The following is a 16388-nucleotide window of genomic DNA, read 5'->3' as shown; positions in this document are numbered from 1 at the left end:
AACACGACAACGTCGGAGGGCCATCTGTATGCCGAGCAAGAGCACTGGGCCATCGTTCATGCGCTTAGTACAGAGCCCCTGCCCGCATCTCAACAAAAAGAATCCCCACATGCACATTGAACTGACCACCACGCCCACTGAAGCAGAACTCAATACCCTGAGCCGGGGCATTCAGTCCTACAACCAACACTACCTGCCCGACGAGGTGGTGTTTGAAGCTGACAATAAGTTTGTGGTGCTGGCCAAGGATGACGACGGCGTAGTGCAAGGCGGCCTGCGGGCGACGGCCTTTTGGCATTACTGCATTATTGAACTGCTCTGGCTGGCTGACGGCGCTCGGGGGGCAGGCGTGGGGCGGCGGCTTATCGATGAGGCCGAGGCCTTTGCCCGGGCAGAAGGTTTTGGTTACCTGCGTACCGAAACCCTGAGCTTTCAGGCCCGGCCTTTTTATGAAAAATGCGGTTTTACGGTATACGGCGAACTGCCTGACCACCCTCAAGGCCACATCACTTACTGCCTGATCAAAAAGCTGTAAATGGCGCTTTAAAAAAGGCTTAAATCCAACGCCTTAGACAGCTCTTCAAGGGCCCACAAGCCCACCACCGAGTTGCCAAATTCATTCAGCTCCGGGGCAAACACGCACACCGTAAAACGCCCCGGCAGCACACAGACAATACCGCCACCCACACCACTTTTACCGGGCATGCCTACCCGGTAAGCAAAGTCGCCTGCGGCGTCATAAAGCCCCGAGGTAAACAGCAAGGCATTCATTTGCTGGGTCTGGCGTTTACTGAGCCAGCGCTGGCCACTTTGTAGGCAAACACCGTCGGTGGCCAAAAAGCTGAAAGCCTTGGCCAGTTCCACACAGCTCATGGAAATGGCGCAGTAGCTGAAATATGCGCGTAGCACCTTGTCGACGTCATTTTCAAAGTTGCCGAAGCTTTTCATCAGGTTGGCCATGGCGGCGTTACGGTAGCGATGCTGGTATTCAGAGTCCGCCACTTTGCGGTCAATGATGATAGAGCTGTCGCCGGCCCGTAGCCTGGCGGTTTCCAGCATGGCGTGCACCGGCGCCGACAACCGCGAACAGAGGCTGTCGGCCACCACCAGCGCCCCGGCATTAATGAAGGGGTTACGGGGAATGCCCTTTTCAAATTCCAGCTGCACCAGTGAGTTAAAGGCATTGCCTGATGGCTCCTTGCCTACCCGCTCCCACAGCGCCTCACCATGGCGGTTCATGGCCATGGCCAGTGAAAACGCCTTGGAAATACTCTGAATGGAAAACCGCGTATTGGCCGCGCCGCTTTGATAGAGCTGGCCGTCTACGGTGTAAACGGCAATACCAAACTGCTCAGCCGGCACCTCAGCCAGTGCTGGAATATAGTTGGCTACAGTGCCTTTACCGAACTGGCGGGGAGCGGCGTCATTTAGCTGGTCAAGTAACGGCTGCAACTGCATGGCATCACACCGGCGGCAAGAAAGGGGCCTTATTGTCCGCCCTCAAGCTAAAAAAGCAATGGTTGTAAGCCACGCATCTGCTTTGCATTTTCCGCCAGTTGTAAGACACTGTTTATTCAACCGCTACGCCATGCAAAAAGGATGTAACCAATGCGCAAAGCGCTGGGGATATTGCTCGCTGCCCTGAGTTTACAAGCCTGTGTGCAAACACCGTCGCCACAGACTCAGCAGCAGCTGGACAAACTCAGTAACCAACTGGCCGAGGTGGATAAACGCCAGCAGCAAGTACTGGACACCCTGGCCAAGCAACAACCATTGAGCCGTGCCGATATTGAAGCTGCCCAACAGCCGCAAAAAGCGCTGCTGGCCAGCATCAAAGCCAAGCTCGTCAAGAAAACCAAGCCGGTGGTTTGCCCACCGAGCCCACGAATGCAATGCCCGGAGGCTACCCCCATGCCCGTGAAGGACGACAAACTCATTGTTGGCGCCCTGGAAAAAGTTCGCTTGCACCCTTCTGATGTGGTGCTGACTGCCCGTATTGATACTGGTGCTACCTCGGCGTCGCTGGACGCCCGTGACATCAAGCCCTTTGAACGCGACGGCGAAGACTGGGTGCGCTTTAAAGTGCCCACCGACGACAAAGGCAACCACTACATGACCGTAGAGCGCAAAGTACTGCGCTGGGTGCGTATTTTGCAGTCGGTGTCAGAAGAAGGTGAGCGCCGGCCGGTGGTGGAATTCCGTTTTGATATTGGCCCCATTAGCCAGCGGGCCGAATTCAACCTGTCTGATCGTTCGCACCTGGAATACCCGGTGCTGATTGGCCGCAACATTCTGCGTGACGTCATGGTGGTAGACGTGGGCAAGGAATACAGCCTGAAACTGCCAAAACTGACTGACGAGAACAGCAAAAAATGATCTCCCGTGCGCCGTTCTACACCATTGTCGCCTTGCTGATATTGACCGGCCTGGGCCTGGCCATTGCCCGCCATATGAATATGGATATTCCCTGGCTGCCGGGCAAACAGCGGCCGGTATGGCTGGTTGAGGCCCGAGTGGGATTTATGGCGCACAACGAGCCGGTGCTGGTGAGCATGGACTTGCCCGACAACCCGCCCGGCTTCCAGCTGGTGTCAGAACAGGCTGCCAGCCCCGGTTATGGTTTTTCCATTATTCAGCATGACGGTAACCGCCGCGGTGAATGGTCTATTCACCGCGCTGTTGGCCCGCAAACCCTGTACTACAAGGCGCAGTTTCTGACCGCCGCCGACAGCCAGCGCCGGACGCCGCAAACACCGCCCAAAGCCGAGCCGGTTGAATGGGATGAACCCCAGGCCACCGCTGCCGGGCAACTGCTGAGCCAGGCGTCGCAGCGCTCGTCCAGCCCGCAGTCATTGACCCGCGAGCTGATCAAACTGGTTACCCAGCCAGAGCCGGGCCAGAATGCAGCATTGCTGCTGACGACGTTTAAAGAACCTGAACTGCTGGTGCGGCTGTTGAACCAGGCCGGGGTGCCGGCGCGTATATCCCAGGGGCTGTACCTGGAAGACGCCCGCCGCCGCCAGAGCCTGACCTCCTTTCTGGAAATTTTTGCCAGTGGCCACTGGCTGGTGTTTGACCCGCGCAGCGGTGACCAGGGCCTGCCACAAAACCTGCTGATGTGGCACAGCCAGGGCAAGTCGCTGCTGGATGTCAGCGGCGGCACCAGCTCAGGGGTATCGTTTTCCATCATCAAGCAAACTGTACCGGCCTTGCAGCTGGCGCAGGCTCAGGCTGCCACCAATGGCTTCGGGCTGTTTGCCATTTACCAGCTGCCCATTGAAGAGCAGTCGATGTTCAAGCTGCTGCTGCTGTTGCCCATCGGCGCCGCCGTGGTGGTGCTGATGCGTATTATTGTTGGCATCAAGACCTCTGGCACCTTTATGCCGGTACTGATTGCGGTGGCCTTTTTGCAGACTTCGCTACTGCCCGGCATGGTCAGTTTTGTCACCATTGTGGCGCTGGGGCTGCTGCTCAGGGGCTACCTGTCGAGGCTTAACTTATTGCTGGTGGCCAGGATAGCCACCTTGGTTATTCTGGTGGTGTTTATCATCGCCATTATGAGTCTGGTGGGTTACCGGCTGGGCTTTAATACCGGTATGACCATTACCTTCTTCCCGATGATCATCATGGCCTGGACCATTGAACGGATGTCCATTCTCTGGGAAGAAGACGGCCCGCGCGAAGTGCTGGTACAGGGAGGCGGATCACTGCTGGTCGCCGTTATTGCTTATCTGGCCATGCAGTCACAACTGGTCAGCCACCTCACCTTTAACTTCCCTGAGCTGCACCTGGTACTGCTGGCGCTGATCATGCTGATGGGCCAATACAAAGGCTACAAGCTCACCGAGCTTAAGCGCTTCAAACCACTGGTGGACCGCCAATGAAGCTGGCCAGCCCCTTTGCCCTGAGACGGGCCGGTATTTTGGGTATGAACCGGCGCAACGTGGCTTACATTGGCCGCTATAACCGCCGCGCCTTGTACCCACTGGTTGATAACAAGCTCAAGACCAAGCTGTTGGCTGAAAAGCATCAGGTGACGGTGCCACGGTTGCTGGCGGTGGTGCAGCAACAACATGAAATTGAGCACGTGGCTGAGCTGGTCACCAACTTTGCCTCTTTTGCCATCAAGCCTGCCAAAGGCTCCGGTGGCAAAGGCATTTTGGTGATCACCGGCCGCGATGGCGCCGACTATGTGAAAGCCTCGGGCGCAGTGATAAGCCTTGAAAATGTCAAACGGCACATGACCAACATCCTCGCTGGCCTCTATTCACTGGGCGGCAAGCCGGATGTGGCGATCATCGAAGAGCTGATTGAGTTTGACGATATCTTTGACGGCTTTTCCTTTCAGGGTGTGCCGGATGTACGCATCATCGTCTTCAAGGGCTACCCGGTAATGGCCATGCTGCGCTGCGCTACCCGCGCCTCTGACGGCAAAGCCAACCTGCACCAGGGCGCAGTCGGGGTAGGTTTGGATATTGCCAGTGGCCGCTGCCTCAATGCCGTGCAATTCGGTGATGTGGTAACCCACCACCCCGATACCGGCCGCCTGCTCACCGACATCCGCATTCCCCAGTGGCAAACGCTGCTGGAACTGGCCGCCAGCTGCTATGACATGACCGCCCTGGGTTATATCGGTACCGATCTGGTGCTGGACAAGAATAAAGGGCCCTTGCTGCTGGAACTGAACGCCCGGCCGGGGTTGTCTATTCAGGTGGCCAATGGCGTTGGCCTGCTGCCGCGCCTAAAAGAAATTGAACGCTTGCCCCGCGGCCACAGCTCGGTTGCCGAGCGGGTACGCTACGCCATGCAGGCTTTTGCCGTGGCCACGGCGATGCCGACCGCAAGCTAAAAAAAACCCCGCAGGAAATCCCTACGGGGGTTTGGCTTCACAGGATGATTGATAACAAACATGCACATAAATGGCGTGCTTGTTCGCTCACCATGAAGTCACTATGCCATAGCGTTTTTTAAAAGAAAACGTTTTCGTGAAAATATTTGAATTAATGTCACCAAACACTGGCTAAACTGCGCCAGTAAGGCATTACAGAGGTAGGGATAACTTACCATGTACAGGCAAAAAACCACGCTAGAACAATGGCGTATGCTTCAGGCCGTGGTAGATAACGGCGGCTATGCACAAGCAGCAGAAGCACTGAACAAAAGCCCATCATCACTGAACCACGCTGTGGCCAAGTTGCAGGATCAACTGGGCGTTACCCTGCTGGAAGTCAAAGGCCGCAAGGCGGTACTGACCAGTACCGGCGAAGTGCTGCTGCGCCGTTCCCGGGCGCTGACCGATACGGTAGAAACCCTCGAATCGCTGGCCCGTAATATTGAATGTGGCTGGGAGCCGGAGATCCGCCTGGCGGTGGAATCCATCTACCCGCCAGCGCTGCTGAGCCAGGCACTGCAACGCTTTGTACCGGACAGCCGCGGCTCAAGACTACAGGTGTACCACACCGTACTGACAGGCACCGAAGAATTTATTACTCAAGGGCGGGCCGATGTGGCCATTACCAGCATGATACCCAAGGGCTTTATGGGTAAAGTGTTGACCAGCATTGATATTCTGCCAGTGGTGCACCACAGCCACCCGCTGGCCAGCCGTAGTGAAGCCATTAGCGGTGATGAACTGGCCAAAGAGCTGCAACTGGTGATCCGCGATACGGCACTGCAACCGAAAGAAACCATCGGCTGGCTGAAGGCGGAGAACCGCTGGACCTTCAACCACTTTAGCGATGCGCTGACAGTGCTGCGGGCCGGGCTTGGGTTTATCTGGGCGCCGGCCCATTGGGTCACGGCCGAGCTGGCCCGCGGTGATTTACAGCAACTGGCCATTCAGGACGGCGGCAAACGCAGTGCCCTGCTGCATTTGGTGATCCCCGATCCGGATCGCCTTGGCCCGGGCAGCCGCTTACTGGCAGACTGCCTGCTGGCCAATCATCCTGATAGCGAGTCAGTGCCGGTGACGGCCAGCTCGCAACCCTAACCGCTTGTACAGCAGGTAAACCGATGGACAGTATTGCCCCGGCACAGCTACAACGCACCAAACCGCTCAATACTCATTTACTGCTTGTGGCTGCACTGCTCGCGGCGGCAGGGTTACTGTTGCCAGCACTTGGCTTACCGGTATGGTTGCCACTGCCCGCCGGAGTGCTGGCAATTTTGCTGGTATATCGGGTGCTCAATAACACCGTGGAAGTGTTTATGGCAGTGCGTGGTGACGACTTGTGGGTAGCGCCGGCCGATGGCTCCGCCCCCTTTAGTGTTCCGGTCAGCGAAGTGCTGTCGGTTTCTGCCGCCGATGACCGCGATGGCAATGATCTGGATATCAACCTGCACCTGCGCCAGCAGCCACTGCGGCGTTTTCAGGCCTTCTATCACAGCTTTAACGATGATGACATCAACACCCTGACTCATTTCATTAACGCCATCCGCCTGCAAGACGACGACAACGCTTCAAACGCACTTTGACAGCACTTTGTCTCCAAGTCGTTGCGCCACTGTAACCACTGTGTTGATATAAATCAGTCAACATAACCGGATACTTTGATGCCATGGCAAGGTTTACTGTAGCCACACTCGCTCTGTTCGCCAGCAGCCTCAGCTGGGCCAGTAGCACTCAGACCGCCAGCCCGCACGGCCTGTACCCCAAGGCCGGCGAAACCGTTGCATTCACGCACGCCACCCTGGTCACAGAGCCAGGCCAGATACAGCATGATGCGACGCTGGTGATCCGCGATGGCCGTATTCTGAGTGTCGGCGACGACATTCCCACCGGGGCCCGACTCATCGACACCAAGGGAGCCTGGATTTACCCCGGTTTTGTTGACCCTTACAGCAATTACGGCCTGCCGCAAACCGCCTATGGGCCAGCCACAACAGCACCGCCGCACTATAGCTGGCCGCGCCCCGGTGCCCAGGCCTTTAATGCCGCCATTCATGCCAGTCAGCAATGGCGCCAGCAGTTTCAGGCCGACCAGGACAGCGCCCGCACCTATCTCAAAGACGGTTTCACCAGTGTCGCCAGTGCCCGCCTTGACGGTATTTTCCAGGGCTACGGGGTAGCGCTGTCTCTGGCACAGCTGCCACCCAATCAACTGATTTATAACGACAGCGGCCGGCAGTTTATGTCGTTTGATAAAGGCAGCTCCCAGCAGGCCTATCCGAACTCGTTGATGGGCGCCATAGCGCTGGTGCGCCAGACGCTGTCAGATGCCGCCTGGTATAAAGATGCTCGCAGCCACCAAGACGCCGCCGCCAAGCTCGAAACCAATGCGGATCTGGCTGCCCTCGGCACTTTGCAGCAACACGGCATAATGATGGCCACCCGCCACGAGGACGAACTGCTAAGCGCCGCCGCGCTGTTCAAAAAAGCCGGCTACCAGCCGGTCTATGTGGGTTCTAATTTTGAGTATGACCGCGCCGGGGAAGTGGCCAAGGTAGCCAAAACACTGGTGCTGCCGCTGACCTTTCCAAAACCGCCAGCCGTGACCACCCAGGCAGAGCAGTATCAGGTACAGTTGGGCGACCTTCGCCACTGGGAGCGCGCGCCGACCACCGCCGCGGTCATGCGTAACAAAGGCGTGGCAGTGGCTTTTACCCGCCATAAGCTGGAAGGCTCTGTGTGGCCGGCGATCCGCCAAGCGGTGCGCGCTGGCCTCAGTGAGCAGGACGCCCTGGCGGCGCTGACCACGGTGCCGGCCCGTATTGCCGGTGTCAGTACCCTGACCGGCCAGCTCAAAGCCGGCATGATGGCCGACTTTGTGGTGGCTTCCGGCGATTTGTTCAAAGACGGAAAAGTGTTATCAACCTGGACTCAGGGCCAGCCACACACCCAGATCCCCATGGGCCTGGCAGCGCTGTGGGGGCAATATCAGGCCGGGCAATATCAGTTGTCGGTTACAAGCGACGGCAAAGTCAGCCTGAAACAGGGCGACAAAACCATTAGCCCGATACACCACCAGTACCTTGACCAGCAACTGCACCTGCGCTGGCACGACAACAACGGCGACCATTACTGGCGTTTGAGTAACAGCTACCGCCAACCCGCTCTGGCCAGTGGCGGCCCGGGCCAGTGGCAAAGCCTGGCCATCAAGGCCCTGGCAGCCAAACCGGCCAAGGAAAAAGCCCCCTTTAAACTGCTCAGCCGCCTCAGCTTCCCTAACGAAGCCTATGGCCTGGCCAGCCACCCGAAGGCGGAAAAGTTACTGATCAAACACGCTACCGTCTGGACATCAGAAGATGATGGCACCTTGGCGGATACCGATGTGCTGGTCGAAGACGGCAAAATCAAACGGGTTGGCAAAGATCTGCGGGTGCCCCGTGGCTTTACGGTGATAGATGCCAATGGCATGCACCTGACTGCCGGCATTGTTGACGAGCACTCGCATATCGCCATCAGCGGAGGCGTCAACGAAGCCTCCGAGGCGGTCACCTCAGAAGTGCGTATCGGTGATGTGGTCAATCCCAATGACATCGCCATTTACCGGGCGCTGGCCGGTGGCACCACCACCGCGCAACTGCTGCACGGCAGCGCCAACCCCATTGGCGGCCAGTCGCAGGTGATCAAGCTGCGCTGGGGCGAAACCGCTAACAATATGAAATTCAAAGAGGCGCCGCCGACCATCAAGTTTGCGCTCGGCGAAAACGTCAAACAATCCAACTGGGGCGACAATTTTAACCGCCGCTACCCGCAGTCACGGATGGGCGTAAAAAGCCTTTTGGAAGATGCCTTCCAGACTGCGCGGGAATATCAGGAAGCCCGTACCCGCTACGATCTGCTGTCGCGGCGCAACAAGCAGGAAACCCTACCGCCTCGGCGTGACTACCGCCTCGATGCCCTGGTGGAGATCCTTAATAAAGAACGTTTTGTTCATGCCCATTCCTATGTGGCCTCGGAAATTCTGGCGCTGATGGAAGTGGCTGACGACTTCGGTTTTACCCTGCAAACCTTCACCCACGCTCTGGAAGGTTACAAGGTAGCTGACGAACTGCGTAAGCACGGCGCCAGCGCCTCAACCTTTGCCGACTGGTGGGCTTATAAGTTTGAGGTGTATGACGCGATTGCCGAAAACGCCTGCGTGCTCCATGACAAGGGCGTGCTGACGTCCATCAACTCTGACTCCAATGACCTCATTCGCCGCCTTAATCTGGAAGCGGCCAAATCCCGCTCTTATTGCGGCATGAGTGAGCAGGAAGCCTGGAAGCTGGTCACCATCAACCCGGCCAAACAGCTGAAAATCGACCAGTACGTAGGCTCGATCAAGGCGGGCAAAGCGGCCGATCTGGTGCTCTGGTCAGCCAACCCGCTGACCGCCAGTGCCCGGGTGCAAATGACCTGGGTAGACGGCAAACGCTATTTTGACCGGATGCGCGACCTGGCCGAACGCCAGGCCATCAACACCGAGAAAAAGGGCCTGATTGATAAAGTGCTGAGCGCCAACCAAGCCACCACCAGTGACCGCGAGGGCTATCGTCCGGCCGTTGTACACTGGCATTGTGAAGACACTGACAGCCACCTGGAGGCTCTGTGATGCGTATCCTGATTGCCTCATTATTGCTGGCACTGCCGGCCTTCGGCCACGATATGGTACCGGCCAAACCACAGTCACAACCGGTACTGATCACCCACGCAACGGTGCATTCGGTGGCCAATGGCGTGCAGGCCGACACCGACCTGCTGTTTGCCAAAGGCCGTATAGTCGCTATTGGCAAGCAGCTCAAGGCACCGGCTAACGCCAAAGTGATCGATGGCAGCAACAAGCACCTGTATCCGGGGCTGATTGTGCTGGGAACTTACCTGGGGTTATCGGAGCTTGACGCCGTTCGCGCCACCCGTGACGAACAGGAAGTGGGCGAACTGACGCCAGAAGTGGCGGCGGAAACCGCCTTTAACGGTGACTCTGACATTATTCCCACCATCCGTGCCAATGGCATTGCTCTGGCAGAAATTGCCCCGCAAGGTGGCTTGATTGCTGGCCGGGCCAGTGTCATGCGCCTTGATGGCTGGAACCGCCATGACATGCTGGTACGGGCCGACACCGGCATGCATCTGTACTGGCCTGAAGACGAAGCCAACCGCGAAACACTGGTGCAGTTTGTGGCCGATGCCCTGGCCTACCACCAGCGCCGCCTGGACGGCCAGCAACAGCAGGTTGATACCCGCCTGGAAGCCATGGGTGGGGTGATCGACAAACGCATCCCACTGTTTATTCATGCCCATGGCAGCCAGGCTATTGCCCAGGTGCTGCGCTTTACCGAACGCTTTGGCCTGAACTGGGTATTGGTCGGTGGCCGTGGTGCAGAGCCCATGGCCAAGGCTCTGGCCAAACGGCAGGTGGCCGTTGTGGTAACGGACCCACAGGGGCTGCCTGACAGCAACGATGCGCCTTATGATCAGGCCTTCACCCTAGCCGGGCGGCTGCATGATGCCGGCGTGAAAGTGGCACTGGGGCTGCCCAGTGTCTGGGCCGCACGGGATCTGCCGTTTGCCGTTGGCCAGAGTATAGCCTGGGGCATGCCGGCCAGCGCAGCGCTGGCATCGGTTACCCTGGTTCCGGCGCAGTTGCTGGGTATCGACAAAGACTACGGCGATCTGGTAGCCGGTAAGTCAGCCACATTGGTACTGACCGACAGCCCGCTGTTTGATTACGGCGCCGTAAAAATCAAGGCCCTTTATATCGACGGTGGCCAGGTGGATCTGGATAATCGCCAGAAACGTCTGTACCGCAAGTACCTGCAAAAAGGGCAATGATTGATGAGAGCCGCCGTGCTGCTGCCATTGCTACTGACTGGCTGCGCCAGTCAGTACGCTGTGCACACCAACCTCGATAAAGAAAACTTCAGCCACTATTTTGCCCCGTCCGGGGTCAAACTGGTGACCGCCGACAGTCTGGCCGGCCAGTCCTATCAGGTGCTGGCCATGGTCAGCGGCGACAGCTGCCAGCAGCAGCCCAACCTGCCTCCCGCCAACGCCAGTGATGCCCGCACCGATGCCCGCCGCAAAGCGGCGAAACTCGGAGCCAATGCACTGTTGGTACGCCAGTGCCTGACCCTCAGCGGCGACGACGCTGCCCCCGGCTGCATTACTCAGGTAGTTTGCCAGGGGCAGGCACTGCGCATTCAAGCCGAAAAATGAGTACTTTCTCGTTTGCGGCCATCGGTCAGATCCACAGTCCCTACAAAGAAAAATTCGCCGTGCCCCGCCAGCCCGGTCTGGTGCCGGCAGCTAAAGCCTGGCTGGAGCTGGCACCCGGTTACGGTGGTGACAGCCTGCGCGACCTGGAAGCCTTCTCGCATCTGTGGCTGATATTCGTATTTCACGAGCATTTGCACCGCTCATGGCAACCACTGGTGCGGCCGCCGCGACTGGGAGGCAACGCCAAGACCGGGGTTTTTGCCAGTCGCTCTACTTTCAGGCCCAATCCGCTGGGAATGTCGGTAGTGGAGCTGGTTGCCATTGACCATCAGCGCCAGCGTTTACAGCTGGCCGGTGTTGATCTGGTGGACGGTACACCGGTACTCGATATCAAGCCTTACTTGCCTTACGCCGACGCCATTATTGACGCCCGCGCCGGCTATGCCCCGGCACCGCCGATAGCGCTGCCCGTACATTGGCAAGCCGGTTCCCTGGCCAGTTTGCATAAACTCGGTAAAGGCCACTTGCAGGATTTTATTACGCAGGTACTGGCACAGGACCCACGCCCGGCTTACCACCACCAAGAGCGCCAGTACGGTGTGCACCTGGATAGCCTGAATGTGCTTTTTCGAGTTGCTGAGCAAGGAGTGCTGGTTGAGGATGTGCAGCCCTTTACTCCGTCTGAACCTTGACCGATAGTGAAAACAACAGGGATAAAAAAGACGCTACCATGGGTTACTGCCTGCGCCTGATACTGTTCATCGCACCACTGCTGTGGCTGGCGCCTGCCCGTGCTGCTGCCGACAAAGTGGTACTGCAACTGCGTTGGCACCACCAGCCCCAGTTCGCCGGTTACTACATGGCCCAGGCTAAAGGCTTTTATCGCGATGCCGGGCTGGATGTCAGTATCCGCGCCGGGGACGGTAACCATATCCCGGTGGTGGAGGTTAACGAAGGCAAAGCCCAGTTTGGCGTCGGCAATATGGAAGTCCTCACGCTCTGGGCCGAAGGCTACCCTTTTGTTGCTCTGGCAGCCATTTACCAGCACTCCCCGAATGTCTTGATCACCCGTGGCGACCGCCATATTACCAGCCTAGCCGATCTGGCAGGCCGTAAGGTGATGCTGTTTCCGGGCGACCTTAACCCGGAAATCATGGCCATGCTGACCAAAGCCGGCATCAAAGGTAGCGATTTGCAGCGGGTCACCACATCAACCGACATTCAGGCTTTCATTACCGGCAAAGTCGATGCCTTCAGTGGCTATTTGACGAACGAGCCTTACCTGCTGGATCAACTGGGCGTCAGCTACCGGATCTTTGACCCTCGCGCCATGGGTATGGATTTTTATTCCGATCTGCTGTTTACCAGCCGCCAATATCTGGCCAAACACCCGAAAACCGTGGCGGCCTTTCGTGCTGCCTCATTAAAAGGCTGGAATTACGCGCTGGACCACCCTGAAGAAACCTTACAGGTGATCCGCCAGCGTTATCAGCTGACCCAGTCTGAAGGGCACATGCGTTTTGAGTTTGATACTGCCCAGCAACTGATCATGGCGGATATGATCAACCTCGGCACCCTCAATCTGCGGCGGCTGCAACATATCGCCAGGCAGCTCTATCAAACCGGGCAAATTCCCCGGGTCAGTAACATTGCGGACTTTGTTTATCAGCCCTCACAGACGGTGCGCCCGCACTGGCCATGGATACTGCTTAGTGGCTTATTGCTACTGGCCAGTGCCGTATTGGCCTGGCGCTGGCAGAAAAACCGCATCCGCTTACACCGCCTGAGCACCAGACTGGCCAAAGTTGAACACCGCCGTGACCACGACCCCATTACCGGCATGCCCACCCGGCCCCGCTTTTGCCGGGTGCTGAACCAGGAGCCGCAACGCGCCTGGCTGGCCATTGTGCATATCGATAACCTTGAGCTGCTTAATCACCGCCATGGTATCCGTGCTGCCGATGACAAACTCAAGGCGCTGGCAGAGCGCTTGCAACGCGAGCTGCTACCCGGTGACATGCTGGCGCGGGGCGATGGCCCGCGTTTGTTGTTGTACCTGCGTGCCGACAATCACCCCATGGCCGAACAGTTTGTCCACGAACTGCAACGCCAGCTTGGCCAAGCGCTGGAACTGCCGCTGTCAGTGATCACCACTCCCATCAACCCCAGTGTCGATCTGGGCCATCAGATCACCCTCGCTGAAGAGCAGCGTTTGGCCCGCCAGCAGGGCTTCTAGGGCTGGCAAGAGGCTGGTACACTATCGACCTTTTTTAACTGTCGGGCAGTTTATCGCCATGCGTACCAGTCAATACCTGTTGTCCACTTTGAAGGAAACACCGTCTGATGCGGAAGTCAAAAGCCACCAGCTGATGCTGCGGGCCGGACTTGTTCGCAAGATCGCAGCAGGACTTTATACCTGGCTGCCGACAGGCCTGCGTACCCTGCGCAAGGTAGAGGCCATTGTCCGTGACGAAATGAACAAAGCCGGCGCAGTAGAAGTGTCTATGCCGGTGGTGCAACCGGCAGAACTGTGGCAGGAATCTGGCCGCTGGGACGAATACGGCCCGGAGCTGTGCCGCCTCAAAGACCGCCACCATCGTGACTTCGTACTTGGCCCGACTCACGAAGAAGTGATCACCGCGCTGGTGCGTAATGAAGTGTCCAGCTACAAACAGCTGCCACTGAATCTATATCAAATTCAGACCAAGTTTCGTGACGAAGTACGGCCCCGTTTCGGCGTGATGCGTGGCCGCGAATTTCTGATGAAAGACGCCTACTCGTTCCATATGGACAAGGCCAGCCTGGAAGAAACCTACCAGAAAATGCACCAGGCCTACTGTAATGTTTTCAGCCGCCTGGGCCTGGATTTTCGCCCGGTTGTGGCCGATACCGGCTCAATTGGTGGCTCGGCATCTCATGAATTTCACGTTCTGGCTGACAGCGGTGAAGATCTGATTGCCTTTTCCAGTGGCTCTGATTACGCCGCCAATATCGAGATGGCAGAAGCGCTGGCACCGGCTGCAGCACCTGCGGCTCCTACCGAAGAGCTGCGCCTGGTCGATACCCCGGAAGCCAAAACCATTCAGGCTCTGGTCGAACAGTTTGACGTAGCCATTACCAGCACCGTTAAGACCCTGATCGTCGAAGGGGCCAGCGAAGAAACCCCGCTGGTTGCGCTGCTGGTACGGGGCGACCACGAGCTCAACAGCATTAAAGCCGAGAAGCTGCCACAGGTCGCCGCGCCACTGACGTTTGCCAGTGAAGAAGCCATTCGCGCCGCCATTGGCGCCGGCCCCGGCTCTCTTGGTCCGGTAGGCCTGAGCCTGCCGGTGATTGTTGACCGCAGCGTAGCAGTGATGAGCGACTTTGCCGCCGGAGCCAACAACGACGGCCAGCACCATTTCGGTATCAACTGGCAACGCGATACCCAGTACACCCAAGTGGCTGACATTCGTAATGTCGTTGAAGGCGATCCCAGCCCCTGTGGCCAAGGCACCTTGCAACTCAAGCGCGGTATTGAAGTAGGCCATATCTTCCAGCTGGGCAGTAAGTACTCCCAAGCTATGAAGGCCACCGTATTGTCTGAACAAGGTAAGGCTAGCGTGCTGGAAATGGGTTGTTACGGCATTGGTGTATCCCGGGTGGTGGCCGCTGCCATTGAGCAGCGCCATGATGACAAAGGCATCATCTGGCCTGACGCCATTGCGCCGTTCTCGGTAGCGCTGATCCCGATGAACATGCACAAGTCACACCGTGTCCAGGAAACCGCCGAGCGGCTTTACCAGGAGTTGATGGCAGCCGGTATTGACGTGTTGTTTGATGACCGCAAAGAACGCCCAGGCGTTATGTTTGCCGATATGGAGCTGGTGGGGATCCCCCATAGCATCATCATTGGCGAACGCGGCCTGGATAACGGTGAAGTGGAATATAAGCAGCGCAGTGGTAGCGACAAGACCTCCCTGCCGTTGGATAAGGTGGTCAGCCATCTGCAGGCACAACTGGCCTGATAAAAAACCGCCTACGGGCGGTTTTTTTGTGTTTTGATTCAAGGTGTTTCCGCGTTAACCTGAAGTGACTCTGGCAAACGGACATGCTGATGGTATCACCATCGAGTACAGCCCTTATTCTCAGCGGCGGCGGCGCCCGGGCCGCCTATCAGGTTGGTGTGCTACGCGCCATTGCCCGCTGGCAAGGTGTGCGCCAACCGCTCCCGTTTCAGATCCTTAGCGGCACCTCCGCCGGCGCTATCAATGCCACCGCCCTGGCAACTTGGGCCACCTGTTTGTGCAGCGGTGTACGGCGGCTGGAGATGGTCTGGGGGCAATTCCATACCGGCCAGGTCTTTTATGTGGATAGAATGCGTATGCTCGGCCACCTGGGCCGGCGCATCGGCCGCCTGTTTCAGGCCGACTACGCTCAGTCGGTGCCCCCTAGCCTGCTGAATCCCTCACCACTGCGACAGTTGCTGGTCAAGCAAATTCCCTTTGCCCGCATTGACCATCACATTCGCCATGGCCGCCTGCGGGCGCTGGCCGTTACCGCGTCGTCTTACTCTAAACGCACCTCTGTCAGCTTTTACAGCTCAGCCAGTATCAGCTCTCCCTGGCAACGGGCCCGCCGCAGCGGAGAGCGGGCACACATTAATGAGTCGCACCTGCTGGCCAGTGCAGCGCTGCCTTTTTTGTTCCCGCCGGTACGCATTCGCAATCAGTACTTTGCTGACGGCACCATCAATCAGCTCAGCCCGCTGAGTCCGGTGATCCACCTCGGTGCCGAGAAAATTCTCGTTATCGGTACGCAACATGCCGTGCCACATGCTCCCGCATTGAGGCCAGAGCACCCGCCTTCAGCTGGCAATATTGCCGGGTATCTTCTTGATACCATTTTCAGTGATGCCCTCAATGCCGACCTGGAACGGGCCTGGCGCATCAATCAAACCCTGGAGTTGATCCCCGGACGTAAACGTCAAAAAATGGAACTCAAGCCACTGGATATCATGGTGGTACAACCGAGTCAGGATATTGACGCTATCGCTGCGCAGTATTTTTCCTTGTTGCCACCCATGTTGCGCTGGCTACTTGAACGGGCCGGTGCCAGCAATGATGGCGAGTCGGCATTACTCTCTTACTTATTGTTTGAAGGGCCTTTTTGCCAACAATTGATGGCACTAGGCGATGCTGACGCTGAACGGCAAAAGGATGCTCTGGCACCGTTTCTGGGGATAATGGCGTAACAATTGCATAAAGAC

Annotated in this window: 14 protein-coding genes; 13 read left to right on the top strand and 1 reads right to left on the bottom strand. The window is 57.6% G+C overall.

Annotation, left to right across the window (positions count from 1 at the left end; genetic code table 11):
* Window positions 1-109 precede the first annotated feature (109 nt).
* A complete protein-coding gene (locus WDB70_RS03575; RefSeq protein WP_406666701.1) occupies window positions 110-535 on the top strand; it encodes a GNAT family N-acetyltransferase in 426 nt (141 codons plus the stop codon).
* 8 nt (window positions 536-543) lie between these two features.
* On the opposite strand, the gene glsB is transcribed toward WDB70_RS03575, so the two are convergent.
* A complete protein-coding gene (gene glsB, locus WDB70_RS03570; protein ID WP_406666699.1) occupies window positions 544-1458 on the bottom strand; it encodes a glutaminase B in 915 nt (304 codons plus the stop codon).
* Window positions 1459-1608: 150 nt separating this feature from the next.
* Between glsB and WDB70_RS03565 the strand changes: the two genes are divergently transcribed.
* From WDB70_RS03565 to WDB70_RS03510, 12 genes are all read left to right on the top strand, one after another.
* Window positions 1609-2376 carry an ATP-dependent zinc protease gene (locus WDB70_RS03565; RefSeq protein WP_406666697.1) on the top strand — a complete coding sequence of 256 codons (768 nt, stop codon included), beginning with the start codon at window positions 1609-1611 and terminating at the stop codon, window positions 2374-2376.
* On the top strand, window positions 2373-3884 hold the full coding sequence (locus tag WDB70_RS03560) for a UUP1 family membrane protein (protein WP_406666695.1): 1512 nt from the start codon (window positions 2373-2375) through the stop codon (window positions 3882-3884). Before WDB70_RS03565 ends, WDB70_RS03560 begins: the two co-directional genes overlap by 4 nt.
* Window positions 3881-4849 carry an alpha-L-glutamate ligase-like protein gene (locus tag WDB70_RS03555; RefSeq protein WP_406666693.1) on the top strand — a complete coding sequence of 323 codons (969 nt, stop codon included), beginning with the start codon at window positions 3881-3883 and terminating at the stop codon, window positions 4847-4849. Before WDB70_RS03560 ends, WDB70_RS03555 begins: the two co-directional genes overlap by 4 nt.
* Before the next feature lie 216 nt (window positions 4850-5065).
* Window positions 5066-5989 (top strand): LysR family transcriptional regulator, encoded by a 924-nt coding sequence (locus WDB70_RS03550; protein WP_406666691.1) that lies wholly within the window; start codon window positions 5066-5068, stop codon window positions 5987-5989.
* Between the two features lie 23 nt (window positions 5990-6012).
* A complete protein-coding gene (locus WDB70_RS03545; protein WP_406666688.1) occupies window positions 6013-6474 on the top strand; it encodes a hypothetical protein in 462 nt (153 codons plus the stop codon).
* An 83-nt stretch (window positions 6475-6557) separates the two neighbouring features.
* Entirely contained in the window at window positions 6558-9536 is a 2979-nt protein-coding gene (locus WDB70_RS03540) for an amidohydrolase family protein (protein ID WP_406666686.1), read from the top strand.
* The gene (locus WDB70_RS03535) at window positions 9536-10756 is read left to right on the top strand and encodes an amidohydrolase family protein (protein ID WP_406666684.1); all 1221 of its coding nucleotides are present in this window, start codon (window positions 9536-9538) and stop codon (window positions 10754-10756) included. Before WDB70_RS03540 ends, WDB70_RS03535 begins: the two co-directional genes overlap by 1 nt.
* 3 nt (window positions 10757-10759) lie before the next feature.
* Window positions 10760-11140 (top strand): Rcs stress response system protein RcsF, encoded by a 381-nt coding sequence (gene rcsF / locus WDB70_RS03530; RefSeq protein ID WP_406666682.1) that lies wholly within the window; start codon window positions 10760-10762, stop codon window positions 11138-11140.
* On the top strand, window positions 11137-11832 hold the full coding sequence (tsaA, locus tag WDB70_RS03525; protein WP_406666680.1) for a tRNA (N6-threonylcarbamoyladenosine(37)-N6)-methyltransferase TrmO: 696 nt from the start codon (window positions 11137-11139) through the stop codon (window positions 11830-11832). The genes rcsF and tsaA overlap by 4 nt, the downstream gene beginning before the upstream one ends.
* 38 nt (window positions 11833-11870) lie before the next feature.
* Window positions 11871-13376 (top strand): ABC transporter substrate-binding protein, encoded by a 1506-nt coding sequence (locus tag WDB70_RS03520; protein WP_406666678.1) that lies wholly within the window; start codon window positions 11871-11873, stop codon window positions 13374-13376.
* A 58-nt stretch (window positions 13377-13434) separates the two neighbouring features.
* Entirely contained in the window at window positions 13435-15147 is a 1713-nt protein-coding gene (locus tag WDB70_RS03515; RefSeq protein ID WP_406666676.1) for a proline--tRNA ligase, read from the top strand.
* Between the two features lie 83 nt (window positions 15148-15230).
* On the top strand, window positions 15231-16373 hold the full coding sequence (locus WDB70_RS03510; protein WP_406666674.1) for a patatin-like phospholipase family protein: 1143 nt from the start codon (window positions 15231-15233) through the stop codon (window positions 16371-16373).
* The last annotated feature ends 15 nt before the right edge of the window (window positions 16374-16388 follow it).

Origin of the sequence: Gallaecimonas aegicerasi, from assembly GCF_045291545.1 — a bacterium.
Lineage (GTDB): Bacteria > Pseudomonadota > Gammaproteobacteria > Enterobacterales > Gallaecimonadaceae > Gallaecimonas.
The sequence above is the reverse complement of the archived record's forward strand: the minus strand, read 5'-3'. Positions and strand labels throughout refer to the sequence as shown.

Coding starts and splice junctions, on each gene's coding strand:
- WDB70_RS03575 (WP_406666701.1), top strand. CDS start 110: ATGCACATTGAACTGACCACCACGCCCACTGAAGCAGAACTCAATACC.
- glsB (WP_406666699.1), bottom strand. CDS start 1,458: ATGCAGTTGCAGCCGTTACTTGACCAGCTAAATGACGCCGCTCCCCGC.
- WDB70_RS03565 (WP_406666697.1), top strand. CDS start 1,609: ATGCGCAAAGCGCTGGGGATATTGCTCGCTGCCCTGAGTTTACAAGCC.
- WDB70_RS03560 (WP_406666695.1), top strand. CDS start 2,373: ATGATCTCCCGTGCGCCGTTCTACACCATTGTCGCCTTGCTGATATTG.
- WDB70_RS03555 (WP_406666693.1), top strand. CDS start 3,881: ATGAAGCTGGCCAGCCCCTTTGCCCTGAGACGGGCCGGTATTTTGGGT.
- WDB70_RS03550 (WP_406666691.1), top strand. CDS start 5,066: ATGTACAGGCAAAAAACCACGCTAGAACAATGGCGTATGCTTCAGGCC.
- WDB70_RS03545 (WP_406666688.1), top strand. CDS start 6,013: ATGGACAGTATTGCCCCGGCACAGCTACAACGCACCAAACCGCTCAAT.
- WDB70_RS03540 (WP_406666686.1), top strand. CDS start 6,558: ATGGCAAGGTTTACTGTAGCCACACTCGCTCTGTTCGCCAGCAGCCTC.
- WDB70_RS03535 (WP_406666684.1), top strand. CDS start 9,536: ATGCGTATCCTGATTGCCTCATTATTGCTGGCACTGCCGGCCTTCGGC.
- rcsF (WP_406666682.1), top strand. CDS start 10,760: ATGAGAGCCGCCGTGCTGCTGCCATTGCTACTGACTGGCTGCGCCAGT.
- tsaA (WP_406666680.1), top strand. CDS start 11,137: ATGAGTACTTTCTCGTTTGCGGCCATCGGTCAGATCCACAGTCCCTAC.
- WDB70_RS03520 (WP_406666678.1), top strand. CDS start 11,871: ATGGGTTACTGCCTGCGCCTGATACTGTTCATCGCACCACTGCTGTGG.
- WDB70_RS03515 (WP_406666676.1), top strand. CDS start 13,435: ATGCGTACCAGTCAATACCTGTTGTCCACTTTGAAGGAAACACCGTCT.
- WDB70_RS03510 (WP_406666674.1), top strand. CDS start 15,231: ATGCTGATGGTATCACCATCGAGTACAGCCCTTATTCTCAGCGGCGGC.